The sequence below is a fragment of the Massilia brevitalea genome, from assembly GCF_030711405.1.
Taxonomy (GTDB): Bacteria; Pseudomonadota; Gammaproteobacteria; order Burkholderiales; family Burkholderiaceae_D; genus Telluria; species Telluria brevitalea.
This window is the reverse complement of record NZ_JAULSI010000038.1, coordinates 19,642-42,836: the sequence shown is the minus strand read 5'-3', so window position 1 is coordinate 42,836 and position 23,195 is coordinate 19,642. Positions and strand designations below refer to the sequence as shown.

Here is a 23,195-nt window from a genome sequence, read left to right as displayed (position 1 = left end):
CTTACTGCAACTATGCATCATGGCCGGCCGCGCAGCGTTGCCGCCTTGCCCTGGCCTGCCTTGTTCAGGCGTTCCGTCAGGCCCGCCTTGCCGCTTGCCGCCGCGTCACCGTTCGCGCGCACTTCGCCCACGTTGATACGGAACAGGGCAATCGCTTCGCGGCCGTTCAGGTCGCGTGCGATCAGCTTGATCTTCAGTTCGCCGTTCAGGCCCTTCGGCACCTCGCCGGTGAACTGGCCGGTCTGGCCATTGAACTGGACCCAGGTCGGCAGCGGACGGCCATCCTGCAGCACCGCGGCCAGGCGCACGATGGCCTTTGGCTGGGTGTGGGCAAAGGCATCGGCCGGGACCGACATCGACAGCTTGGTGCCGGCGTCCACGAACTGGTCGGGCACGCCCTGGAACAGCACCAGCGCCGGCTCTTCGGCCTTTGCCACCACGGTACGGAAGCCTTCCGAACGGGTGTAGACGTCCGACAGTTCGGCCGCGCCGCGCAGGGCGTCGACGAAGTCCGGCGCCGCGGCGCGCACGCCGAAGCCGCCGCCCAGCAGCAGCGAATCGCCGCCGACCACGCTGCCCGGCGCCACGGCTTCGCGCACCAGCATCTGCGGCGCCGGCTCGGATACCGGGGACAGCGCCGGCACTGCCGGCGTGAACACCGGGGCGACGACGACCTGCGGCGGCGGCAGCTGCGGCACCACCGGGGCGCTGACGCTGACCACGCCCGCGGTGTCGCCGCTGCGGCTGTTGCCCGCGGCGTCGGTCACGGTGGCGACCACGTCGTAGCTGCGGCCTTCCAGCAGCGGCGCCGACGGCTGGGCCGTGGACAGGTCCAGGCTCCAGCGGCCGTCCTGCACAGGCACGGTGTAGTCCTGGCCGTTCACGTTGACGTTCAGGGTTTCGCCCGGACGCACGGCGGCTTGGCCGGTCAGGGTCGGCGTGGTGCTGCTGGTGCTGATGCTGTCCACCGTCGGCGCGCTTGGCGCTTCGCGGTCGAGCGTCACGTTGCGCGTGGTTTCCGGGCCCGACAGGCCGGCCGCCGTATTCGTCACGCGGGTGACGATGGTCCAGTCGGCGTTATGGGCGCCGTTGTCCTGCGCCGTCCAGTTGCCGCCGCGGACGGTGGCGCTGGTCCAGCTGGCGCCGTTGTCGAACGAGACCTGCAGGACTTCGTTGCTGCCCAGCGGCGCGTCGATGCGGCCGGTAACGGTGCGTCCTGCGCCGCCGTCGGCGGTGATGAAGTCGTTCGGCGAGCTGCCGGTGTCGCGCGTCATCAGGTCGATGCTGGCGTGCTGGCCAGGTGCGGCCGGATTGCCGACCGTGATCGTCACCTTGGTGGTCGCGTCCAGCGCGCCGTCGCTGCCGCGCACCAGTACCTCGACCGTGCCGAGCGCGCCAGCCGGCGGCGTGCCGCTGAAGGTCAGCGTGGCCGGGTCGAAGCTCAGCCAGGACGGCAGTGCGGCGCCGCCAGGCAGGCTGGCGTCGTAGCGGATGCCGGTGCTGTCGACGTCGGTGAACGGCGCCACAAGCACCGGCGCCATCGGCAGGCCGACGGTTGCGTTGCCGCGTACATCGGGGCCGGCCACCGGCGCGTCGTTCACCGGGGTCACCGTGATCTCGACGGCATAGGTATTGCTGCCGCCCTGGCCGTCGCTGACGGTATAGGTGAAGCGGTCGGCGCCGTTGTAGTTGGCGGCCGGGGTATAGGTGTAGCGGCCGTCAGGCGCAATGCTCACGCTGCCGTGCTGCGGCCCCTGGGCCACCGCGTAGCCCACCGGGTCGCGGTCGAAGTCGGTCGCCACCGGCAGGTTGCCGCTGTGCGCCTGGTCTTCGGCGGTAACAAAGGCGTCGTTGGCGGCGAGCGGCGCATCGTTGACCGGGTTCACCGTGATGGCCACCGTGTACACGTTGTTGCCGCCCTGGCCGTCGCTGACGCGGTAGGTAAAGCTGTCGCTGCCGTTGAAGTCGAGCGCCGGGGTGTAGACGTAGCGGCCGTCGCGTTCCACCGTGACCTGGCCGTGCGCCGGCCCGCGCGCCAGCGCGTAGCTGACCGGGTCGTTGTCGGCATCGGTCGCAGCTGGCAGCTGGCCGCGGTAAGGCGTGTCTTCCTGCGTCGTGACGGCGGTATCGCGCGCCACCGGGGCGTCGTTCACCGGGTCGATGACGATGGTGACCGTGTGCAGGGTACTGTCGGCGCCGTCGCTGACGCGGTAGACGAAGCTGTCGCTGCCGTTCGCATTCGCGTGCGGGGTGTAGGTGTAGCTGCCGTCGCTGCCCAGCACCAGTTCGCCCTTGGCCGGGCCGGTGGCCACCGAGTAGCTGACCGGGTCGTTTTCGGCGTCCACGGCGCGCGGCAGATTGCCGCTGGCGGGCGTGTCTTCCGGGGTGCGGATGGTGGCGGGGCCAGCCACCGGCGCGTCGTTCACCGGCGTGACCGTGATGTCGACGCGGTAGGTGTTGGAGCCGCCGCGGCCATCGTCGATCTTGTAGGCGAAGCTGTCGGCGCCGAAGTAGTCGCGCGCCGGGGTGTAGACGTAGCTGCCGTTGGCGGCGATCTCCACGCTGCCGTGCTGCGGCGGCGCGACATGGAAGTATTCGGCGCGGTCGCCTTCCGGGTCGGTATAGCCGGGCAACTGGCCGCGCAGGACCGTGTCTTCCGCGGTCGTGGCACTGGCGTTGGCGGCAACCGGCGACTCGTTCAGGTCGGCGACCAGGACGGTCACGGTGCGGGTGCTGGCGTTGCCCGTTTCGTCGCGTGCGACGACGGTGAAGGTGTACTCCGGCTTGCTTTCGAAGTCGAGGTTGCCCTCGGCCAGGGTCACGGCGCCGCTGGCGCTGTCGATGCGCAGCAGGGCCGCGTCGCCGCTTTCCTGCAGCGCGTAGCTGACCACGCGGTTCGTGTAGTCGACGTCGTCGGTGGCCTGGGCGGTGTACAGCAGGTTCTGGTTTTCGTCCGCGCTGGTCCTCGTGTCCAAGAAGGCCGGGGCCACTTCGTCGACGTTGGCGACGGCGACGGTCACCTGCTGCTCGCGCGCGTTGCCGCTGGCGTCGAGGGCAACGACGGTGAAGCGGTATTCGCGCTGGCCTTCGTAATCGAGGTTGCCGTCCTTGAGTGTCACGGCGCCGCTGGCGCTGTCGATGTCCAGCAGGCCGGCATCGAGGCCCGGGCGCAGCGCATAACGCACGACACCGTCGGTCGACTCGATGCTGTCCAGTGCCTGCGCGGTGTACAGCAGGTTCTGGTTCTCGATCGCGGTCACGTTCGTGGCGGAAGCGAACACCGGCGCCACGTCGTCGAGGTCGGTGACGTTGACCGTGACCGCCTGCAGGGTGGCGTTGCCGCTGGCATCGACGGCGCGCACGGTGAAGCTGTACCCGGTCTTGCCGCCGAAGTCGAGGTTGCCGCCCTTCAGGGTCACGGCGCCGCTGGCGCTGTCGATCTGCAGCAGGGCCGCGTCGCCGCCGGCGTCGAGCGTGTAGCTGACCACGCCGTTCGTGTAGTCGACGCTGTCCGTGGCCTGGGCCGTGTACAGCAGGTTCTGGTTCTCGTTGGCGCCAACGCTGGCCGGCGAGGTAAAGGCCGGGCCGACTTCGTCGACGTTGCTGACGTTGACGAGGACGGCGCGCGAGCTCGTGTTGTTGCTCTCGTCGCTAGCCTGTACCTGGAACGAATAGGAGGACTTGGTTTCGTAGTCAAGGTTGCCGCTGATCAGGGTCACGGCGCCGGTGCTGCTGTCGATGCGCAGGAGAGAGGCATCCGGGCCGCCTGCCAGCGCATAGGTCACGACGCCATTCGTCGCCTCGATGCTGTCGCGTGCCTGGACGGTGTACAGCAGGTTCTGGTTTTCCGGCGCGCTCGCGACCGCGCCCGAGCTGAACAACGGGGTCCCGTCGTCGAGGTTGGTGATGTTCAGGACGACATCGCGGGCGATCGACCAGTTGCCGGCGCGGTCGCGTGCCTGGATGCTGTAGGTGCCGTCTGGTGCGGCCTCGAAGTCGTTGCTGGCGCTGGCCGCGCCGATCGCGGTCATGCGGATCGTGCCGTCCGCTTCGATGCGGAAGCGGTTGTCGGCGCTGAGGTCGGGGCTGTTGCCGCTGTTGGCGAAGCGGAAACCGGTGACGCCGACGTTGTCGGTGGCCACCACCTTGCCGATGATGGCATTCGTGCTGCGGTTCTCGGCGTAGTCGAAGCTCTGGCCCTTGATCATGACCGGCACGATGGTGTCGTCTTCGAAGTTGATGACCAGGTCGTTGCGGGTGGCGCCGGTGACGGCGCCGGCGTTGCCGCTGGCAAAGGCCGCGTTGCCGAAGATGACGCCGAAGTTGTTGACGTCGTTGGCGTTCGCGTGGGCGGCGGCACTCCCGGTAAAGCTCAGCAGCGCCGTGTTGTCGCTCTGGCGCACGACGCTGGCGGACAGGCCGGCCGGCAGGTTGGCGTAGTCCACGCCCAGCAGCGTCTGGCCGTCGGTGCCGGCGAAGGTGCCGTGGTTCAGCGTGATCAGCGCGGTCGAGGTGATGCTGCCGTCGTCGTCGGCCGACTCGGTGAAGGTGGTGTTGCTGTAGACCAGGTTGGCCGCCGGGGTGCCGACGATGTCGGTCTGATCGGCGCCCCAGCTACGTATCTTGAATTCGAGCGAAAAATAGGCAGTCGCGGCGCTGCTGAAGCTGGCGCCCTGGTAGCCGGTGGCGCCGCTGCGGATCGTCATCGAACTGGCCGAATCGTAGTACACCTGTACCCTGTAGGCGCCGGCATAGAAATCGGTTTCGTTGTTGTGCGAGGTGGCCGCGTTGTATTCGAAGCGTACCGAGCCGTCGGCCTGCGGAACCGCCCTCAGCTGGGTGCTCTTCGCCAGTTCGTAGCGCGAAAAGCCCTTGAATTCCTGGAACTGGCGGTCGACCTTGTTGTCGCCCGAGCTGTCGATGTCGTAGGAATTGACGACGAAATTCTGCAGCGTGACGGCGGTCGTGGTGCCGTGCAGGACGAAGTCGAACTTGAAGCTGACGCTGCCGCCGGCGGTTTTCACGCTGGTCAGCGGCTGGAAATAACCGTCGGCATCGGGGACCGGCGTACCCTGCGAGTCGTAGGTGCTGACGGTGATGTCGTTGCTGTTAAGGGTCGTGGTGACGATGGCGTCGATCACCACGGCGCCATTGTTGAAACTGATCACGTTACTGAAGCGCATCACGTCACCGTTATTGCGACCGGTAGCGCTCGAAAGCGGATCTTCCTTGACCGCGCCGCTGAAGTTCAGTCCGCGGCGCTCCGCATCGAACACGGTCGTCTGCAACTCGCCCTGCCAGCCGGCGCTGTCGAAGGCGCGTTCGGCGGTTTCGATGCTGCCGCTGTGCGCTTCCAGGGTCCAGTTGCCGAAGCCGGCCGAACCGGTGGTGTCAAGCGAGGCAGCAACGTCGGCTCCCATGTGGCGGGCAAGGCTGTCCAGGAAACCGCTGCCGCCGTCCGCCACGTTGCAGCCGTACAGCAGCAAATCGCCATCGGCCGACAGCGACTGGCCCAGCTGGGCCGCCCTGGCGTCGACGTTGTCGGCCGACAGGCGGGTGCTGCCCAGGTCGACCTGGCCGTTGGCGCCGTGGGTCACCAGGTGGATGGCGTCGACCTGGCGCCCCTGCAGGGCGGCGATCATCTGCTGCAGGCCATCCTGGGTGTGGTCCAGCACCACCACTTCGGCGCCCTGGCGCGCGCTCTCGGCCAGCTTCAGGTAGTCGGGCAGGTTGTCCTCGATGAAGACCACTTCGCGCTTCGCTTCCGCCTGCACGCTGCGTGCGGACGGGGCGGCCAGCGCCGCCGGCGCCAGCGTACGCTCGCCTTCGCTCGCGTGGTCGCGCGCGGCGTCGGCGGCTGCGGGCGCGGCATCGGCGGCGGCGCGCACCACCGCATCCACGGCGGCGCCGTCGAACATCACGCGCTGCTCGAGCGCCAGCGGCGCCGGGGCGCGGCGCTGCAGCGGACGGCGCGCCGGACGGGCGGTTTCCTGCGGATTCGGGTCGAGGGCGAAGGGAAGCGGACGAAGATTGTTCATGGCAGGACGTGTGTGGATTCTGGACTAGTGCTTTATCTTTTTGTTTATTGGCCGGCAGGCGCGATGGCGACGCGCCCGCTCATCCCGGCGATCAGCTCCGGGAACTTGCCGGCAATCGCAGCCGACAGCTTGACCGACTGGCTGACCGGGTCGACGCGCGCGCCGATGCGCTGCACCTTGGCCGGGTAGCTCTTGCCGGTTTCGTCGATCTGGACCTGGAAGGCATGGCCGGGCTTCAGCCAGGCCAGCCAGCGCGACGGCACGATGAATTCGAGTTCGAGGACGGAATCGTCGAGGATTTCCAGCAGCGGCTGGCCGGGCTGCGCGTACTGCTGCTCGCGCACCTTCTGCTCGGCCACGCGGCCGGCGAACGGCGCGGCGATCGTGCACTTCGACAGCAGCACGTTGTTGGCGGCGACGTCGGCCTTGGCCTTGCCGACCTCGGCTTCCGAGACTTCGAGTTCCACCTTGCCGACCGAACGCAGCTCTTCCAGGCGCTGGTTGGCGCTGAAGGTGCGCTCGGCCCCGGCCAGCACCGCTTTCGCCTTTTGCAGCTGCGCCTGCTGCAGCGAGCAATCGAAGGCGACCAGGGTCTGGCCGGCGCGGAAGCCGGCGCCCTCGGCCACCGCGATGCGGCTGACCTTGGCGCCGATCTCGGCGGCGACGGTGGTGTACCGGCGCGGCGACAGCTGGGCGCGGATATCCTGTTTTTCCAGCGCAGCGCGCGCCGGTGCGGGTGCAGATGCGGGCGCGGCCACGGCGGCCAGGTTGATGCTGGCGAGCAGCGCAAGGGCCGCTCGCGCCAGCACGCGGGCAGTGGTGTGCATGACTTCTCCGGGTTTATTTAGCAGGGGCGGCGGCAGGAGCATCGGCCGGGGCGGCGACCGGCTTGGTCAATGCCTTGCTCCAGTTGCGCATCGAATTGCCGACTTCGCCGGTCAGCTGCTCGAGCGACAGTTCGCTGACGCTGCCAAGCACCGGCTCGAGGCCGACGGTGGCCTGCAGGCGGCTGCCTGCGCTTTGCAGCTGGGCCAGCGACTGGTAGCGGCGCAGCAGCGACAGGATGGCGGTGGTGCCGTTGGCAACCTGCTCCAGCTTGCTTTGCGCCTCGGCCGCCTCGCGGTTCTTGACGTGCTCGGAAATCTTGGCGTCGGCCTGCCAGATCTGGTCGGCGCGCAGGTACTGGCGGTAGGCGATCTGGTATTGCAGGCGCGCCAGGTGGACCTGGGTGATGACCGTCATCTGCGATGCGACGCGGCGCTGGTCGGCCAGCTTGACGCCGGCTTCGGCCAGGCGCTTCTGGGCCGGGCCGGTGAACAGGTTCATCAGGTTGTACGACAGGTGCACGCCGGCTTCGTTCCAGCGGTTGTTGATCAGGTACTTGTCCGAGTCGTAGCGCAGGTCGTAGTTGAACGACAGGTTCGGGAACATGCGCACCATGGTGCGGCGCGTTTCGTCGAGCGCGATGCGGGTGTTGTAGAAGTGCTCGCGCAGGTCGGCGTTCTGGGTCACCGCCAGTTCTTCCATCTGGCTGGCCGGCACTTCGAGCATGGTCGGGTCGGCGCTATCGGCCGGCTCCACCACCTCGAACGCGGTGTCTTGCGGCACGTTGATCAGGGCTGCCAGTTCGATGCGGCCGCTGGCCAGTTCCTGCTCGATGCTTTCCAGCAGGCGCAGGTTTTCCAGCAACTGGCGCTGGTAGCGCAGGGTGTCGACCGGCGAGCGCAGGCGCTCGGCCTCGACCTTGCGCGCATCCTTCAGCGCGCCTTCGGCCAGGTCGATGGTGCCGCGCACTTCGTCGCGCAGCTTCTGTGCGCTGACGGTGCGCCAGAAGGCGGAACGCACGTCCTGCACCAGCACGTGCATGGCCTTGCGGCGGCGCTCGCCGGCGATGCCGACGCGGCTGGCCGCCTGCTTGGCGCCATAGTAGGACAGGCCGAAGTCGAGCATGTTCCAGGTCGTGCCCAGGCTGTAGGCAGGACGGCTGCGCTCGGACGAGATGTAGGGATTGGCCAGCGACGGCAGGCCGGTGACCGAATCGACGCTGCGCGTGATCAGGTCTTCGTCGCGCAGGTGTAGCCGGCATTCGCCATCACGCGCGGCAGCATGTCGAGATTCGCGGTATCGAGCTGGTTCATGGCCAGCGCTTCTTCCATCAGGCGGGTGCGGCGGTCCAGGTTGTATTTGAGGGCGCGCGCGACGGCTTCATCCATCGACAGTTTGCCGGCCAGCGGCGGCACATCGGCAAAGGCGGCCTGGCGGTCGGCGGCAGCCTGCTGGCGCACGTCGGTATCGGTGAGCGGCTGCACCTGGACGGTGCCGCAGGCGCTGAGCAGCATGGCCGCGGCGGCAATTGCGCTCAGGGTGGTCAGTTTGCGGGGCGTGGCGAACGGAATACGTGGGAGGCTGGACATGTTGTGATAGAAAAAGCAACAGTGCATCAAGCCGCACGATGCGGCCTGGACATGATTTGCGGGATGGGAAAAAAGAATGACAGATAGCAGTTTTAAGGGAAACTTGTGACCAGCAGGTGATACCTTACGGTAACAATCGAGTATTGTGGAAAAGGCGCGACAGTTTTGGAGCGCGTCAATACGCCGGCAGAAGCTATCAAAAAAGCACGACTCCGCCAAATTTGCGCTTGAAAAATTAACAACTGTCTTGATAAATGACAAAAAAACACCAGCCCGCGGGCTGGTGTCGTATGGATGCGCTGCCCACCGGGGGCAGCCCTGTCGGGCTTGGACGAGGCCGGTCAGTAACCGCGGCCGCTGGTGCCCGAGGTGCCGGTCGTGCCGGTCGTGCCCGAAGTACCGGTTGTGCCGGTCGTGCCCGAGGTGCCGCTGGTGCCCGTCGTACCTGAGGTGCCGCTCGTGCCGGTCGTACCCGAGGTGCCGCTGGTGCCCATCGAACCGCTGGCGCCGCTGGCGCCGCTGGTGCCGCTGGTGCCCATCGAATTGTCCAGGGTGCCGCTGCTGCCGCTGCTGGTGCCCATCGAGCCACTGCTGCCCGAGGAACCGGTGGTGCCGGTGGTGCCGGTGCCCGAGGAGCCGCTGCCGCTGGAGTTGCTGCTGCCGCTGGTGCCCATCGAGCCGCTGCCCGAGGTGCCGGTGCCGCCGCTCGAAGCGCCGCCGGTGCTGCTGCCCGACGAACCCGACGAGGAACCGGCACTGCCGCTGGTGCCGCTGCTGGAGCTGCTTTGTTTCTTCTGCTTCTTGCCGGAATGCTTGGTGCTGTCCGAACCCGAACGCTGGTCGTCCGTTGCGGAGGAACCGCGCGATTGCGAGGTGGTCTGGTCGGCGCTGCTGCCGGCGGTGCTGCTCGATTGAGCGTGCGCGCTGAACGAGGTCGCCATTGCCGCAGCAACGGACGCACCAAGCAGGCCTTTCAAAAGTTTATGCATTTTCATGTCAATCTCCTAATGTATTGGGGGCTTAATTCCTCAACAATATCAATGACATAATTGAGGAGGCCGAGTCTAGAGAGGTCGACAAGGGAGGGGCGCGCGGTAGCCGTCCGGAAAGTTAAACGGGCTGTGCTTCAGGGTGACGCCGGGCCCGTTTTCGCCCCTTGCGCGCTGACGCCGGAGGCCTGCGCCGCCAGGGTCCCGAGCCGGGTATACAGTGGCAGCACATTCGCCTTGTCGTCGGGATAGACGCGGTTCGACAGCAGCACATAAAAACTGCGCGAACCTGGGTCGATCCACAGGATGCAGCCGGTAAAGCCCGTATGGCCGAAGCTGCCTACCGGATACAGCGTGCCGCGCGGACGCAGGGCATACGGCGAGTCGATGTCCATGCCCATCCCGCGCAGCGCGGCGATGCCCGGCGGGCTTTGCACCGTGCTCAGGAGGCGCACGCTGTCCGGCCCCAGGATGCGCACTCCGTCCAGGGCGCCGCCGCCCAGCAGCATGCGCGCGTAGCGGACGACGTCGCGCGCGGTCGTGAACACGCCGGCCGAACCGGCCACGCCGCCGATGCGGCGCACCGTCGGATCGTGTACCACGCCCTGCAGCAGGCCGCCGGCCGGGTTGCTGGCCGAGTTGCTGGCCAAGTCGCCATGCAGGAAGCCGCCCGCCTCCGCCGCGATGCGCTGCGTCGGCGCGATGGCGGCGGCGGGAATCCGGCGCAGCGGCAGGTAGCCGGTGTCGCGCATGCCCAACGGCCCGAAGATGCGTTCCTGCGCGAACACGTCGAGCGGCATGCCCGACACCTTGCGCACCAGCTGGCCGAGCAGGATGTAGTTGATGTCCGAATAGCGGAAGAAGCTGCCTGGCGCATGCGTGACCGCCTGCGCGCAGGCCAGCGCGTGCGCGGCATCGTCGCCGCTCCAGGCCGGCCTGGCGGGCAGGCCTGCCGCCAGCCCCGAGGTATGGGTCAGCAGGTGGCGGATAGTGATCGCTTCCTTGCCGCCTCCTTCGCATTCGGGAAAGTAATCGATGAGCTTCGCTTCGAGATCGAGCCTGCCCTCCTCAGCCAGCAGCAACACCGAGGGTGCGGTGGACAGCACCTTGCTCAGCGAAGCGGCGTCGAACACGGTGTCGGGCGTGACCGTGGCGGCATCGGACTCGTAGTGGAAGCGGCCATAGGCCTGCTCGTACACGGCGCCGTCGCGCTCAAGGTGGAAAACGGCGCCCGGCAGGCGGCGTTCGCCGATCGCCTCGGTGATGGCGCTGTCGATCTGGCCGAAGCGTGCACTGTCGAGCCCCGTCCGCGCCTGCGCGGGAGCGGATGGGGGCGGAACATTGACGGGCAGGCCGGCGCAGCCAGCCAGCAGCACCAGGCAGGCGCCGGCGAGCGCGGCCTGGCGCCGGAGCAAGATATTCGTGGAATAAAGACGCATCGGAATCCTGGTTGGCGGCAGCGCGCGCCAGCCCGGCGGACGGGGTCGCAAAAGCCTTGAATAACAGGCAAGCATTATCCGTGGATCAAGCTCTCGGTCAATATTGACGCGGCGTGCCGGCAGCTGCCGCTCCCTGGGGCGGCGGCCGTTTTTGCGACCCGGACAGCGAGAAAAAATTCGTCGGCGTATCATGCAGCTCATGATTCCCTTTTCCATACTCGACCTCTCGCCCATCGCCGAAGGCAGCGATGCGCGCGCTTCTTTCAACAACTCCCTCGATCTCGCCCAGCATGGCGAACGCTGGGGTTTCAACCGCTTCTGGCTGGCGGAGCACCATGGCATGCCGGGCATCGCCAGCGCCGCCACCTCGGTGCTGATGGGCTATGTCGCGGCCGGCACCTCGACGATTCGCGTCGGCGCCGGCGGCATCATGCTGCCGAACCACTCGCCGCTGGTGATCGCGGAACAGTTCGGCACGCTCGAGTCGCTGTTCCCGGGCCGCATCGACCTCGGCCTGGGCCGCGCGCCGGGTTCGGACCACGTGACCGCGCGCGCCCTGCGCCGCAACCTGAGCTCGGATGCCGACGCGTTCCCGCAGGACGTTGTCGAACTGATGGATTATTTTGCCGACTCGCCGCGCCGCCAGGTCAAAGCGGTGCCGGGCGCCGGCCTGGACGTGCCGTTGTGGATCCTCGGCTCCAGCCTGTTCGGCGCGCAACTGGCCGCCGCCCTCGGTTTGCCCTATGCATTCGCCTCGCACTTCGCGCCGCAGATGATGATGCAGGCGATCGAACTGTACCGCGCCAACTTCCGTCCGTCCGCGCAGCGCGACAAACCTTACGTGATGCTCGGCTTTAACGTGTTTGCCGCCGACAGCGACGAGGAAGCGCAGTTCCAGGCGACCTCGATGCAGCAGGCGTTCGTCAACCTGCGCACCGGCCGTCCGTCACGTTTGCAGCCGCCGGTGAAGGGCTACCTGGAAGCGCTGGGCCAGGCCGAACGCGCCATGCTCGACAGCGTGCTGTCGTGCTCGGCCATCGGTTCGCCGGAAACGGTGGCGTCCCAGCTGAAGGCCTTTATCGCGCACACCCGTCCGGACGAGCTGATGATCACCTCGCAGATCTTCGACCACGCGGCGCGCCTGCGCTCGTACGAGATCACGGCGGCGATTCACGCGGCAAACTGACGCGGCCCTGCCGCCGCCGGACACCCGTTCCGGCGGCGCTGTTACTTCTCTATCAGGCGTCGCCGGTGCCCGCCTGCAAGGCGTCGATCACATGGGCCGTGCTGCGCACCTTGCCCATGATGCGGAAGGTGTTCTTGCAGGCGAAATCGTGCGCCTCGGCCGTGATGCCGCTCATCGCATCTTCCACGAACACCAGGCTGTAGCCCAGGTCGTGCGCCGCGCGCGCGGTCGACTCGACGCCGATGTTCGTAACGATCCCGCCCAGCACGATGGTCTGGATACCGCGCCGCCGCAGCAACTGGTCGAGTTCGGTGGCATGGAAGGCACCCCACTGGCGCTTGACGATGACCACATCGGTGGCCTCGACGCCAGCCTCGGGTGCGAATTGCGAGGCATCCGGCGGTGGCGGCGGCGCGCCGGGCGCATGCAGCGGCGCATCCGACGGCGGCATCTGCAATTCGTTCAGCAACACGCGCACGAACACCACCATGCCGCCGCGGCCACGCATTTCCTGGGCCAGCGAGACACAGCTGCCCAGCACCTGCTGGCTCGAATACGGCGCCAGCTCGCGCGCCATGTTGCCGTTTTGTAGGTCAATCAGGACCAGCGCGGTGCTGGCCGGGTTTATCGAAAAATCGTCCATCGCTACGCTTCCTTCCTTTACATGGGAACGAGGCCAGTATCGGCGAAAGCGATGGACGGCGGCGTCCGTTTCCTCGTTACGACTTCTCGGGAACAGTCGGCACAATACGCAGGATGCGCGACTTGTCCTCGTCGGTCAGCACGTACAGCTGGCCATCCGGCCCCTGGCGCACATCGCGCACGCGGGCGCCGATGTCGAGCGCTTCCTGGCGCACGGCCTTGCCGTTCTTGTCGAGCTCGATGCGGCGCAGGTCTTTGCTGGCCAGGCCGCCGCTGAACAGGCTGCCTCGCCATTGCGGGAAGGCCGGGCCCGTGTACCAGGCCAGTCCGGACGGCGCCGGCGACGGCGCCCAGGCCACCACCGGGTCGACCATGCCGGGCACGCTGTGCTTGCCGATCGGCTCGCGCGAGCTGTAGTCCAGGCCAAAGCTCTGCAGCGGCCAGCCATAGTTCTTGCCGCCTTCGACGCGGTTGATCTCGTCGCCGCCGCGCGGACCGTGTTCGCTGGCCCAGACCTTGCCCTCGGGATCGACCACGATGCCCTGCACGTTGCGGTGCCCATACGACCAGATCTCCGCCAGTGCGCCGGGCTTGCTGGCCAGCGGATTGCCCGGTGCTGCCTTGCCGTCCAGGGTCAGGCGCAGGATGGAACCGTTGTGGCTGCCCAGGTTCTGGGCCTGGTCGCGCGCCAGCATGTTGCCTACGCGCTGGGGCGGATTGCCGCCGTCTCCGATGCTCATCAACAGCGTGCCGTCAGGCATCCAGGCGATGCGCGAACCGAAGTGCTGGCCGCCAGTCTTCGAGGGCGAGGCCTGGAACAGGGTCTTCACGCTGTGCACTTTCTTGCCGTCGAAAATGCCCTGGACCAGGATGGTGCGGTTCTCGCTGCTGCTGCCGTTCGCCATCGTCATGTAGACGCGTGGATTGGCTCCTTTATCGGCCGGGTGGATGGCGATGTCGAGCAGGCCGCCCTGACCGCTGTCCATCAAGGTCGGAAGCTTGTCGATCGGCACCTCGGTCACTTGCTTGCCCTGCACCAGATGCAGGGTGCCGGCCTTGCCGGTAACCAGCATGCGGCCGTCGGCCAGCCAGGCCATGCCCCAGGCACGCGGCAGCGCATCGGTGACGGTTTCGGCACGCCAGCCTTTGACTTCCGGCGGTGCGCCGGTGGCTTGCACCTGGGCCATGGCCGGGGTAATCGCACCGGCCAGGGCGGCGGCGCCGACGAGGTAACGCACGGTTTTGTGAAGTTGACGCAATTGCATGCAATTCTCCTTTAAAAGTTGTTATCTTTCCGTCATCGTGGCGCATTTGCGTCGATTTCCTGCAGAATGATCGAAACCGGGGTATCATGGCGGTCTCCTCTGAATTCGCGCAAGGATCTTCGATGAACCAACGACGCTCGTTCCTGAAAACCTCTCTCGCCCTCGCCTCCGTTGCCGGCATGCCCATGCTGGCCAAGGCTGCCCAGGCCGTACCTGGCGAACGCACGCTGCGCCTGTACAACACCCACACCGGGGAAACCGTGAAGAGCGTGTTCTGGGCCGACGGCCAGTTCGTTCCCGATGCATTGCAAGACTTGAACAAAGTCCTGCGCGACCACCGTAACAACCAGGTCGCGTCGATCGACCCGCAACTGCTGGTGCTGCTCAATCAAGTGAGCAGCAAGTTCGGCGACAACCCGCTGATCCACGTGATTTCCGGCTACCGCTCGCCCGAATCGAATGCCAAGCTGCACGCCAACAGCAACGGCGTGGCCAAGCACAGCATGCACATGGACGGCAAGGCGATCGACATCCGCCTGCCCGGCAAGGACCTGGCGCAACTGCGCAAGGCCGCCATGGCGATGCACGGTGGCGGGGTCGGCTTCTACCCGGATTCGCAGTTCGTCCACATGGACACCGGGCGCGTGCGCTACTGGTGAGCACCATGAGGCCGCCCATGCCTTGTCGTTCACGCTTGCGCCTGTGCAGCTTCTTCCTGGCCTTCGCCGCCACCGCCACGGCAGTGACGGCAAAGGCGCAGGAAACGTCTCCTGACACCTCCGTCGCCACTGTGAAAGTCACCACCACGCGCGATCCGGTCGACAAATCCTACCGCAAGATGATCAAAGGCATGGAACGCTTCGAGCGCGAGCATGCCTATGCCCCCGCCGCCAGCCTGCGTTTCCAGCTGCTGCCGCGCACGCCCGACGTGAACATGGCAGGCATCACCCTGCGCTTGGCCGGCGACACGCTGTCGGTCAAGGTGCCGGTCGAGCCCGATAACAGCTTCGTGCTCCCGCGCAACGAGCAGCTACTCCGTGAAGACGCCGCCGTGCTCGCCAACCGCAAGACCAGCAGCATGACCTGGCGCGCCACCATCGTCACCCCCGGCCTGCCCCCAGGTACGCGGCGCCTGGGCGACATGCGCCTCGAATGCCGGGTCGGCGTCGAGGCCGGGCTGGTATCGAACAGCTCGCCGCTGTTCGGCTGGCTCTCGAACGCGCTCACCAGCGCCGACGACGTCTGCACCAGCCCGAACGGCAATTACCTGTTCTTCGCCGAGCGCCCGCTGTTCGCGGTGCGCCTGCGCGCCGGCGCACGCAGCGAAACGCTGCCCTTCCATTTCCTGTATGCCGGCGGCGGCCTGCCGCGCGCGGAACTGCCCTTCTGCGACTGCCAGGTGCTGCTCGACCGCACCTATTACGTGCCGCTCTGGGACAAGGCCTGGCCGGATGACACCCTGGTCGAGTTCGAGTACATGAACGACCTGCCGGAGGCCCAGCCATGAGCGCCCGCTCCGTCTTCCCTGCCCTGGCCCTGCTGGCTGCCCTGGCCGGCTGCGCTACCAGCCCTGTTCCGCCCGGCACCCAGGTCGCGGCCGAGCGCATCGCTGCCTCCGTCGTGCCCGGCGCCACCACCCGGGCCGAACTGCTGGCTACGCTGGGCGCCACGAAAACCGTGGTCTTCGACAGCGGCTATGAAGCCTGGCTCTACCAGTCTCCGGCCGGCAACGGACGTTTTACCGAATTCGTGATCCTGCTCAATCCGCAAGGCGTGGTCGCCAAGACACGCCAGGGACCGACTTCGACGCCTGCGCCCTGAAGCAGCGCTGATGGGATTTCCCTGCCGCTAGCGTGCGCTACATGCGCCCGCACGCTGGCAGATAAACACGTGGATATGCCCATTCCTGTGGAGACCCATCATGCTGGTCGATCGCGCACGGAAGTTCCTGCTGTCCCTTCTGCCCTTGCCGCTTTTGCTCGTCCTTTTGCTGGCCGCCTGCGGCGGCGGCGGCGGCAATTCTGGCGGCAATCCCGCGCCCGACCCGGGCGCCGGCACCGGCAGCCTGCAAGTGAGCATCAATGCCCTGCCCGCCGGCGTCAACGGCGCGGTACGCGTTACCGGCCCGAACAACTTTGCCCAAGACCTGGCCGCCTCGCGCACGCTGGCCAGCCTCGTGCCAGGCAGCTATACCGTGGCCGCCGCGAACGTCACTGCCGGCAGCGCCACCTACACCGCCACCCCGGCCACGCAAACCGTCGCAATCGCCGCCGGCGCCACGGCCAGCGCCACCGTCGCCTACAGCGCCGGCACCTTCACGCTGGCCCTGACCCAGGTCGGGAACACCTTCGACAGCCCGACTTTTGTTACCGCGCCGAGCGGCGATGCGCGCCTGTTCGTGGTCGAGCGCGACGGCATCATCCGCGTACTGCAGAACGGCACGGCAGGCACGCCGCTCACAGTCCCATGGCTCGACATCCGCACGCGCGTGTTCACCGGCGGCGAAGGCGGCATGCTGTCGATGGCCTTCGACCCCGACTTCGGCCGCAACGGCTATTTCTACGTCTACTACACCGACCTGCAGCAGAACATCGTGGTCGAGCGCTTCGGCACCTCGCAGCTGCCGAACGTGGCCGATGCCACCTCCGGCCTGGTGATCCTGCGCATTCCCCACTCGCAGTACACGAACCATTTCGGCGGGCTGGTCGCCTTTGGGCCGGACGGCCTGCTGTACGTTGGGACGGGCGATGGCGGCGGCGCCGGCGACCCGCTCGGCAATGCCCAGAACCTGGCCGTCATGCTCGGCAAGTTGCTGCGCGTGGACGTGCGCACTGCCAACGCCGGCCAGCCCTACACCATCCCGCCCGGCAATCCCTATCTGAACCAGCCCGGCACCCGTCCGGAAATCTGGGCCTCGGGCCTGCGCAATCCCTGGCGCTTCGCCTTCGATACGAGCGGGCTCTATATTGCCGACGTCGGCCAGAACGAACGCGAGGAAGTGAACATTGCCGCCCTGGCCCAGGCCGGCGCCAACTACGGCTGGGACATCATGGAAGGCACGCGTTGCTACGGCAGCGCCAGCTGCAACCGCAGCGGCCTGGTCCTGCCGGCCTTTGAATACGAGCATGGCGCCAACAACGCCAACGGCTGCTCGATCACCGGCGGCTACATCTACCGCGGCAGCGCCCTGCCCGAGCTGGTTGGGCGCTACCTGTACTCGGATTATTGCGGCGGCTACCTGAAGAGCTTCCTGGCCACGGGCGGCGGCGCCAGCACCGTCAGCGAGGCGCGCGACTGGAACATCACCGGCGTCGGCCAGGTGGTCTCCTTCGGGCGCGACGGCGCGGGCGAGCTCTACATCGTGAGTGCGAACGGGCGCATCTACCGGATCGTGAGAGGGCCATCGGCCTGAGAGGCTGTACAATCGTCGGATGGCACGCCTACAACTCTCCTTCCCCGAAGACCAGTACTACTATTCCACGCCGCTGACGGTACGCGTTACCGACATCAACGGCGCCAACCACCTCGGCAACGACTCGATGATCTCGATGATCTCCGAGGCGCGGGCCCGCTTCCTGTTCGAGTTCGGCATAGGCGAAACCGAGCGCGACGGCACCGGCATCATCGTCACCGACCTGGCGACGACCTACCGCGCCGAAGCGCACGCGCGCGACCAGCTGCTGTTCGAAGTCGGCGTGATGGATTTCAACAAGTACGGCGGCGACATTACCTTCCGCATCACCCGCCCGCGCGACAAGACCCTGGTGGCCATGGCCAAGTCCGGCTTCGTCTTCTTCAACTACAAGAGCAGCCAGGTCGTGGCCATGCCCGAGGACTTCCGCAACAAGTTCGAGCGCGTGAATTGGATCGACTGAGCTCGATCGACTGAGCTCGATCAGCTCAGCCTGTATCAGCGGCGCGCCGCCCGGTCGCGCGGCAGGATCGTGGTATAGAACCAGTCGTCGATCATGCGCTTTTCGTAGCGCAGCGAATCGCTGTCATTGGCACGGCCGATGCGGTCCATGAAGCTCATGTCACGCAGCTGGGCGTCGCCGCTGCGCAGCACGTTGCCATCCTGCTCGACCGTGTAGTGCAGGTCGATGCGCGGCCAGTCCACGCCGTTGCTGCGCACAACGCGCAGGTCGCGTACACCGCGGGTCGGATACTCGCGTCCGGCCAGGTCGACATCCTTGACGTCGATGCGCAGGTCCTGGCCCGGCGGCAATTGCGCACCCAGGCGCGCGAAATGATCGGTCAGGTCCTTCAGCACCTCGTCGCGCTCCCAGTTGGTAAATGGCACGTCGGAGAAGCGGTCGGGTTCGATGTAGTTGACGGTCGTGCCGGCAGCGGCACCGCCGGCGGCCAGCGCCAGCAACCCGGCAGCAGCCAGGTGGCGAATCACGGTATTCATGGCGATTCCTTTCTCTCTCGATTTTTCACTGTTCAAATAGTACGCCCGTTTGGAAGGCGCTGCCGTCTCGCGCCTGTAAAAGCTGTGTCCAATTGTGAAGCTGCGCACAGCCGCGCTCGGCAAACCCTTCCAGAATGGCCGCAAGGAGGTCGACCGTGCCCGAAGGACCATCGCTCTACATCTTGAAAGAACAGACAACCCGCTTTGTCGGCCAGACCATCGTCGAGGCCGGCGGCAACGTGCGGGCCATCGATTCGTCGCGCCTGGTTGGCCAGACCATCGTCTCGTTGCGTACCTGGGGGAAGCACTTCCTGATCGAAACCCCAGGCATGGTGGTGCGCATCCACTTCCTGCTGTTCGGCACCTATCGCATTGACGAGGGGCGCGACAAGCCGCCTCGGCTGTCAATACGTGTGGCAGATGGCGGCGAACTCAACTTCTATGCCTGCTCGGTACGCGAGATCGAGGGCGAGCTCGACAGCCTGTACGACTGGAGTGCCGACGTCATGTCCGACGCCTGGGATCCAAAACGCGCGCGCAAGAAACTGCGTGCCCAACCCGACATGCTGGCCTGCGACGCCTTGCTCGACCAGGACATCTTTTCCGGCGTGGGCAACATCATCAAGAACGAAGTGCTGTTCCGCATCCGCGTGCACCCGCTGTCGACAATGGGCGCCCTGCCGGCGCCGAAGCTGCGCGCGCTGGTCGAGGAAGCGCGCCAGTACAGTTTCGATTTCCTGGGCTGGAAAAAACAGTATGTACTGAAGCAGCACTGGCTGGCCCACGCGAAAACCATCTGCCCGCGCTGCGATATCCCCTTCAAGAAGGCGGTCCTCGGCCGCAGCAAGCGGCGCAGCTTTTTCTGCGAACGCTGCCAGAAACGCTACGAATGAGACTTTCGGGCAACACTTCGACCCTTGCCGCATCGGCTCATCCGTTGCCTGTTGTTAAGTAACAAAAGACCTACTACAATCAAATTGCCTGGTTGTTGATCCAGCGCAATGTCTTTTGGTTCCTTTTTACCCGTTCGCCATCTTCTAGCGCCTTTCAACGGTATTGGAAACACCATGTCTTTTCTGTCTGCAGCCGCTCCCAAACTCGCCCCGTGGAAAGTTCTACTCGTCGATGACGAACCGGACATCCATGACATCACCAAGCTGACGCTGAACCGTTTCCGCCTCGACGGCCGGGCACTGAGTTTCCTGCATGCCTACAGCGGCGCCGAGGCCAAGGAAATCCTGGCGCGCGAAGACAACATTGCCCTGGTCTTCCTCGACGTGGTGATGGAGCGCGAGGACAGTGGCCTGGAAGTGGCGCGCTGGATGCGGCAAGACCTGGACAACCAGTTTACCCGCATCGTGCTGCGCACCGGCCAGCCGGGCCAGGCGCCCGAAGAGCGTGTGATCGTCGACTACGACATCAACGACTACAAGGAAAAGACCGAGCTCGACCGGACCAAACTGTTTACGACCACCTTCGCCGCCCTGCGCGCCTACCGCGACATCATGAAGGTGGAAGACGCGCGCCGCGTCCAGCAGAGCTACCGCGAAGGCCTGGAGCGCGTGATCGCCGCCTCCAGTCACATCTTCCAGCAGCGTAACCTGAAAGACTTCGCCGGCGGCCTGCTGCAGCAGGTCGTGGCCCTGCTGCGCCTGGAGCAAAGCATGCTGCTGCGCCTGAAGGGCGCGAGCGTGATCACCGGCGAGAGCCAGTACGAAGTGCTGGCGCGGATCGGCGACTTCGGCAGCGACGGCGGCGCCGACGATGCGGCCAACGTCATCGGCCCCGAACTGCTGGCCCAGCTCGACGACGCGCGCCGCAACCGCATCTCCAAGCTGCACGGCGACACCTATGTCGGCTATTTCCCGAACAACAGCGGCAAGGCCTCCCTGCTGGTGCTGCATGGCGTGGAAGAGATTTCCGACATCGACGCCCAGCTGCTTGAAGTGTTCTGCTCGGGCGTGGCCATCGCCTTCGATAACATCCTGCTGAACCAGGAAATCACCGATACCCAGGCCGAACTGATCCTGCGCCTGGGCGACGTGGTGGAATCGCGCTCGAACGAAGCCGGCAACCACGTGCGCCGCATGTCGCAGGTGTGCCACCTGCTGGCCCAGGCCTCGGGCATGCCGGACGAAGAAGTAGCAACCCTGATGCACGCCGCGCCGATGCACGACGTCGGCAAGATCGCCACGCCCGACGCAGTGCTGCTGAAACCCGGCCGCCTGACGCCGGACGAGTGGGAAATCATGAAGCAGCACCCGACCGTGGGCCTGCAGATTTTAGATGGCTCGACCCGCCCGATCCTGAAGGCCGCCGCCGTGATCGCCCACCAGCACCACGAGAAATTCGATGGCACGGGTTACCCGCAAGGCCTGAAGGGCGAAGACATCCATCCGTACGCGCGCATCGTCGCCGTGGCCGACGTCTTCGACGCCCTCAGCCACGAACGCTGCTACAAGGAAGCCTGGCCGGTCGATCAGGTGCGGGATTACCTGCGCGAAGTGGCAGGCAAGCACCTTGATCCCTACTATGTCGATTTGCTCGTCAAGAACATGGACAAGGCGGTGGAGATCAATCGGCAATGGCCAGATTGAAGCCGGCGCTGGCCTGCCTGCTGCTTGCGGGATGGGCCGGCACGGCCGCGGCCCAGTCGCTGCCGGCGCCGTCGCGCACCATGTACAAGTGCACGGCCAACAAGGTGACGTCGTATTCGGACAAGCCCTGCCTCGGCGCCGAACGGCTGACCGTGACGCCGACGCGTGGCGTCAACAAGCTTAGCGGGACGGAGCGCATCGGCAAGGACGTGCGTGCTGAGCAGCATCGCGAGATATGGGCGGATGCCTTCCAGCCAATCACCGGGATGACGCGGGAGGAATACGAGGTATACCACCGTCGCTTCAAGCTGAGCACGGCTGCAAAACAGGAATGCCGCCAGCTCGATCCATCCCTGCTGCAGCTGGAAGCCATGGAAAAGGCAGCAGACAAGACGGTCGACAAGGCCGCCAAGGCGACAGTCCAGCGCGACCTGTTCATCCTGCGCCATCGCTTTACCGAACTGCGCTGCTGAGTAGCGGCCGGCAGTTCGCTTGACGCTTGCATGCAGCCGGTACTAGCATGCTCCAGCCATTCAAGGCCTTGGGCCGGCATCCGATCACGCATCCTGCGAGCGACTTCATGGAACTGCTTCCCGTCCGTCTCCCTCCCGGCGCCGACCTGCGCCTGGCGCTGGAAACCCTGCTGCGCCAGCATGGCGCCGCCGCCTATGTATTGCAAGGCATCGGCAGCCTGAGCGTGGCGCAACTGCGCCTGGCCGGCCGCCCTGCGCCGAGCGAGCTGCGCGGCGATCTCGAAATCCTCACCCTGGGCGGTTCCCTCTCGCCCGACGGCGCCCACCTGCACATGTCGGTGTCCGATGCAGATGGACGCGTCATCGGCGGCCATGCCTGCGCCGGCTGCACGGTGCGTACGACGGCAGAGATCCTGGTTGCGCTATTGCCCCAGCACCGCTTCCGGCGCACGCTGGACGATGAAACCGGTTTTCCGGAACTATCGATCGCACGTGCGCATACTCAGGATTAAGAGCAAGGCGTCCGCTATCGACCACGCTGTGTAAAACGCGAAATCGGCGTGTTTCAGGGGCCCCCTTACCATTCCCGACCTTGAGAACGCCTACAAAAAAACATAGCTAAAATACCAAATATATAAATTTTCTTTGAAGTGTATAAAAAAATGGGGCATATATCCGCTTGGCGTGCTTCCTTTGGGAGCAGTTCACCAACCAGGAGCTTGCGTTGCTCGCTCCGGTCGGCGGAAACTATCATTTCGTCTTTGACCCGGAACGGTACGTGACCGGTCCCCCTGTCCGGCACGCGAAGTGGCGCATCGCCTTTAACGGGCTTGGGACGCCACGCCCTGCGTCGAGTTCGGCTACCGGATGGCGGAGGAGGCACTCGAAATCGAACTGCGCCAGGAGACGGAATTCCTTGCTGCGTATGATCGCGTGGTGCGTGCCGTCAACGAGTGCTTTGACGTCCGCGGAAGTGACCTCGCGACGCTGGTCCGCTGCTGCCTCGATAACGACAATATGCTGTCGAAGCACCACCGCAAGCAATATGCGACACGTGTTCCTGAGGCCGCCATGGACCTGATCGAGAGCGAAGCACGAACTGCGCGCGCTGAACTGGTGCCGAACGATGCGCCCGCGCCGGACGACGAGTCTCTGGACGACCAGGCGGAAGGATCCAGGCTATAAAAAAAAATCGGTTCCTTGGCTCGAAATATAAAAAAAGTTCGCTTTATACAAATTTTCTTGGCGCACGCGCCAGCCGATGGGGGCTCTTCGATCGCCATCCTGCGTGCGTGTAGTACGCTCGCTACCTAAAACTGCTCCATCATTCTTTTACAGACGATGGCTTCGCCATCCTTGCCAGCCGCAGCGATCATCTCATCGAGCTCCTTATTGGTTCCGGTGAGCACTTCGCGGTATTCAGCCGACTGCCGGATCTCGGTTATCCCGGACCGTTCCTCGTCAGTGAAAGTCATGAGCATCTTCTCGTATTCTTTTCGGAAGAAGGCTGGATCGAACGCACCGCAACGATGTTCAATTGCGTCAAACATGGCCAGGTGAGCCGAAGGCGGATAATCCCAGACAGCCAGGGCATTCAGCGGCACAAATACGCAGCCAAGAAGGATATAGAGCAGCGCTCGCGACATCGGTTTGCCTTAAAAATTATCCGTTTTTAGTTAGATGGACTCAGCAGGTCAATCACCCGCCAGATCAGCTATCGGACCCAGTGTAAGCCATTTTT

General features: G+C 65.6%; 21 protein-coding genes. 12 read left to right on the top strand and 9 right to left on the bottom strand.

The window, feature by feature from the left end; all coding sequences use genetic code 11:
- Positions 1-17: 17 nt before the first annotated feature.
- From QWL29_RS20845 to QWL29_RS20830, 4 genes are all read right to left on the bottom strand, one after another.
- Entirely contained in the window at positions 18-6,038 is a 6,021-nt protein-coding gene (locus QWL29_RS20845) for a tandem-95 repeat protein (RefSeq protein ID WP_305824795.1), read from the bottom strand.
- Positions 6,039-6,082: 44 nt separating this feature from the next.
- A complete protein-coding gene (locus tag QWL29_RS20840) occupies positions 6,083-6,865 on the bottom strand; it encodes an efflux RND transporter periplasmic adaptor subunit (protein ID WP_305824794.1) in 783 nt (260 codons plus the stop codon).
- 13 nt (positions 6,866-6,878) lie between these two features.
- A complete protein-coding gene (locus tag QWL29_RS20835; protein WP_305824793.1) occupies positions 6,879-7,988 on the bottom strand; it encodes a TolC family protein in 1,110 nt (369 codons plus the stop codon).
- Positions 7,989-8,092: 104 nt separating this feature from the next.
- Entirely contained in the window at positions 8,093-8,452 is a 360-nt protein-coding gene (locus QWL29_RS20830; RefSeq protein ID WP_305824792.1) for a hypothetical protein, read from the bottom strand.
- Positions 8,453-8,830: 378 nt separating this feature from the next.
- Here QWL29_RS20830 and QWL29_RS20825 point away from each other — a divergent pair, with 378 nt between their 5' ends.
- Positions 8,831-9,367 carry a hypothetical protein gene (locus tag QWL29_RS20825; RefSeq protein ID WP_305824791.1) on the top strand — a complete coding sequence of 179 codons (537 nt, stop codon included), beginning with the start codon at positions 8,831-8,833 and terminating at the stop codon, positions 9,365-9,367.
- 211 nt (positions 9,368-9,578) lie between these two features.
- On the opposite strand, the gene QWL29_RS20820 is transcribed toward QWL29_RS20825, so the two are convergent.
- Positions 9,579-10,880, bottom strand: a complete 1,302-nt coding sequence (locus QWL29_RS20820; RefSeq protein WP_305824790.1) for a serine hydrolase domain-containing protein — start codon at positions 10,878-10,880, stop codon at positions 9,579-9,581.
- Positions 10,881-11,079: 199 nt separating this feature from the next.
- On the opposite strand from QWL29_RS20820, the gene QWL29_RS20815 reads away from it, so the two are divergent.
- Positions 11,080-12,066, top strand: coding sequence for an LLM class flavin-dependent oxidoreductase (locus tag QWL29_RS20815; RefSeq protein WP_305824807.1), 987 nt, complete (start codon positions 11,080-11,082; stop codon positions 12,064-12,066).
- 52 nt (positions 12,067-12,118) lie between these two features.
- On the opposite strand, the gene QWL29_RS20810 is transcribed toward QWL29_RS20815, so the two are convergent.
- Together QWL29_RS20810 and QWL29_RS20805 are read right to left on the bottom strand one after the other, a co-directional pair.
- A complete protein-coding gene (locus QWL29_RS20810) occupies positions 12,119-12,709 on the bottom strand; it encodes an isochorismatase family protein (protein ID WP_305824789.1) in 591 nt (196 codons plus the stop codon).
- A 76-nt stretch (positions 12,710-12,785) separates the two neighbouring features.
- A complete protein-coding gene (locus QWL29_RS20805; RefSeq protein ID WP_305824788.1) occupies positions 12,786-13,973 on the bottom strand; it encodes a PQQ-dependent sugar dehydrogenase in 1,188 nt (395 codons plus the stop codon).
- A 122-nt stretch (positions 13,974-14,095) separates the two neighbouring features.
- On the opposite strand from QWL29_RS20805, the gene mepK reads away from it, so the two are divergent.
- The 5 genes from mepK (at position 14,096) to QWL29_RS20780 (ending at position 17,848) form a co-directional block, all read left to right on the top strand.
- Entirely contained in the window at positions 14,096-14,632 is a 537-nt protein-coding gene (mepK, locus tag QWL29_RS20800; protein WP_305824787.1) for a peptidoglycan L,D-endopeptidase MepK, read from the top strand.
- Positions 14,633-14,649: 17 nt separating this feature from the next.
- Positions 14,650-15,480 (top strand): hypothetical protein, encoded by an 831-nt coding sequence (locus QWL29_RS20795; RefSeq protein WP_305824786.1) that lies wholly within the window; start codon positions 14,650-14,652, stop codon positions 15,478-15,480.
- The gene (locus QWL29_RS20790; RefSeq protein ID WP_305824785.1) at positions 15,477-15,794 is read left to right on the top strand and encodes a hypothetical protein; all 318 of its coding nucleotides are present in this window, start codon (positions 15,477-15,479) and stop codon (positions 15,792-15,794) included. The genes QWL29_RS20795 and QWL29_RS20790 overlap by 4 nt, the downstream gene beginning before the upstream one ends.
- 100 nt (positions 15,795-15,894) lie before the next feature.
- Positions 15,895-17,385, top strand: coding sequence for a PQQ-dependent sugar dehydrogenase (locus QWL29_RS20785; protein WP_305824784.1), 1,491 nt, complete (start codon positions 15,895-15,897; stop codon positions 17,383-17,385).
- Positions 17,386-17,404: 19 nt separating this feature from the next.
- Positions 17,405-17,848 carry a thioesterase family protein gene (locus tag QWL29_RS20780; protein WP_305824783.1) on the top strand — a complete coding sequence of 148 codons (444 nt, stop codon included), beginning with the start codon at positions 17,405-17,407 and terminating at the stop codon, positions 17,846-17,848.
- Between the two features lie 35 nt (positions 17,849-17,883).
- Here the strand turns inward: QWL29_RS20780 and QWL29_RS20775 are convergent, their stop codons facing one another.
- Positions 17,884-18,384, bottom strand: a complete 501-nt coding sequence (locus tag QWL29_RS20775) for a DUF3016 domain-containing protein (protein WP_305824782.1) — start codon at positions 18,382-18,384, stop codon at positions 17,884-17,886.
- A gap of 155 nt (positions 18,385-18,539) precedes the next feature.
- Here QWL29_RS20775 and QWL29_RS20770 point away from each other — a divergent pair, with 155 nt between their 5' ends.
- The 5 genes from QWL29_RS20770 to QWL29_RS20750 all read left to right on the top strand — a co-directional run bounded on the left by QWL29_RS20770 (position 18,540) and on the right by QWL29_RS20750 (position 22,639).
- On the top strand, positions 18,540-19,277 hold the full coding sequence (locus QWL29_RS20770) for a DNA-formamidopyrimidine glycosylase family protein (RefSeq protein WP_305824781.1): 738 nt from the start codon (positions 18,540-18,542) through the stop codon (positions 19,275-19,277).
- A gap of 174 nt (positions 19,278-19,451) precedes the next feature.
- Positions 19,452-20,981, top strand: a complete 1,530-nt coding sequence (locus tag QWL29_RS20765) for a DUF3369 domain-containing protein (RefSeq protein ID WP_305824780.1) — start codon at positions 19,452-19,454, stop codon at positions 20,979-20,981.
- A complete protein-coding gene (locus QWL29_RS20760; protein WP_305824779.1) occupies positions 20,969-21,454 on the top strand; it encodes a hypothetical protein in 486 nt (161 codons plus the stop codon). The genes QWL29_RS20765 and QWL29_RS20760 overlap by 13 nt, the downstream gene beginning before the upstream one ends.
- 107 nt (positions 21,455-21,561) lie before the next feature.
- Complete coding sequence (locus QWL29_RS20755; protein ID WP_305824806.1) at positions 21,562-21,966, top strand: PPC domain-containing DNA-binding protein; 405 nt, start codon at positions 21,562-21,564, stop codon at positions 21,964-21,966.
- Positions 21,967-22,321: 355 nt separating this feature from the next.
- Positions 22,322-22,639 carry a hypothetical protein gene (locus QWL29_RS20750; protein ID WP_305824778.1) on the top strand — a complete coding sequence of 106 codons (318 nt, stop codon included), beginning with the start codon at positions 22,322-22,324 and terminating at the stop codon, positions 22,637-22,639.
- Between the two features lie 125 nt (positions 22,640-22,764).
- Here the strand turns inward: QWL29_RS20750 and QWL29_RS20745 are convergent, their stop codons facing one another.
- Positions 22,765-23,100 carry a hypothetical protein gene (locus QWL29_RS20745; protein WP_305824777.1) on the bottom strand — a complete coding sequence of 112 codons (336 nt, stop codon included), beginning with the start codon at positions 23,098-23,100 and terminating at the stop codon, positions 22,765-22,767.
- Positions 23,101-23,195 lie beyond the last annotated feature (95 nt).

Coding starts and splice junctions, on each gene's coding strand:
- QWL29_RS20835 (WP_305824793.1), bottom strand. CDS start 7,988: ATGCTCGACTTCGGCCTGTCCTACTATGGCGCCAAGCAGGCGGCCAGC.
- QWL29_RS20805 (WP_305824788.1), bottom strand. CDS start 13,973: ATGCAATTGCGTCAACTTCACAAAACCGTGCGTTACCTCGTCGGCGCC.
- QWL29_RS20780 (WP_305824783.1), top strand. CDS start 17,405: ATGGCACGCCTACAACTCTCCTTCCCCGAAGACCAGTACTACTATTCC.
- QWL29_RS20755 (WP_305824806.1), top strand. CDS start 21,562: ATGGAACTGCTTCCCGTCCGTCTCCCTCCCGGCGCCGACCTGCGCCTG.
- QWL29_RS20830 (WP_305824792.1), bottom strand. CDS start 8,452: ATGTCCAGCCTCCCACGTATTCCGTTCGCCACGCCCCGCAAACTGACC.
- QWL29_RS20845 (WP_305824795.1), bottom strand. CDS start 6,038: ATGAACAATCTTCGTCCGCTTCCCTTCGCCCTCGACCCGAATCCGCAG.
- QWL29_RS20765 (WP_305824780.1), top strand. CDS start 19,452: ATGTCTTTTCTGTCTGCAGCCGCTCCCAAACTCGCCCCGTGGAAAGTT.
- QWL29_RS20810 (WP_305824789.1), bottom strand. CDS start 12,709: ATGGACGATTTTTCGATAAACCCGGCCAGCACCGCGCTGGTCCTGATT.
- QWL29_RS20790 (WP_305824785.1), top strand. CDS start 15,477: ATGAGCGCCCGCTCCGTCTTCCCTGCCCTGGCCCTGCTGGCTGCCCTG.
- mepK (WP_305824787.1), top strand. CDS start 14,096: ATGAACCAACGACGCTCGTTCCTGAAAACCTCTCTCGCCCTCGCCTCC.
- QWL29_RS20775 (WP_305824782.1), bottom strand. CDS start 18,384: ATGAATACCGTGATTCGCCACCTGGCTGCTGCCGGGTTGCTGGCGCTG.
- QWL29_RS20840 (WP_305824794.1), bottom strand. CDS start 6,865: ATGCACACCACTGCCCGCGTGCTGGCGCGAGCGGCCCTTGCGCTGCTC.
- QWL29_RS20785 (WP_305824784.1), top strand. CDS start 15,895: ATGCTGGTCGATCGCGCACGGAAGTTCCTGCTGTCCCTTCTGCCCTTG.
- QWL29_RS20760 (WP_305824779.1), top strand. CDS start 20,969: ATGGCCAGATTGAAGCCGGCGCTGGCCTGCCTGCTGCTTGCGGGATGG.
- QWL29_RS20795 (WP_305824786.1), top strand. CDS start 14,650: ATGCCTTGTCGTTCACGCTTGCGCCTGTGCAGCTTCTTCCTGGCCTTC.
- QWL29_RS20820 (WP_305824790.1), bottom strand. CDS start 10,880: ATGCGTCTTTATTCCACGAATATCTTGCTCCGGCGCCAGGCCGCGCTC.
- QWL29_RS20815 (WP_305824807.1), top strand. CDS start 11,080: ATGATTCCCTTTTCCATACTCGACCTCTCGCCCATCGCCGAAGGCAGC.
- QWL29_RS20745 (WP_305824777.1), bottom strand. CDS start 23,100: ATGTCGCGAGCGCTGCTCTATATCCTTCTTGGCTGCGTATTTGTGCCG.
- QWL29_RS20750 (WP_305824778.1), top strand. CDS start 22,322: ATGGCGGAGGAGGCACTCGAAATCGAACTGCGCCAGGAGACGGAATTC.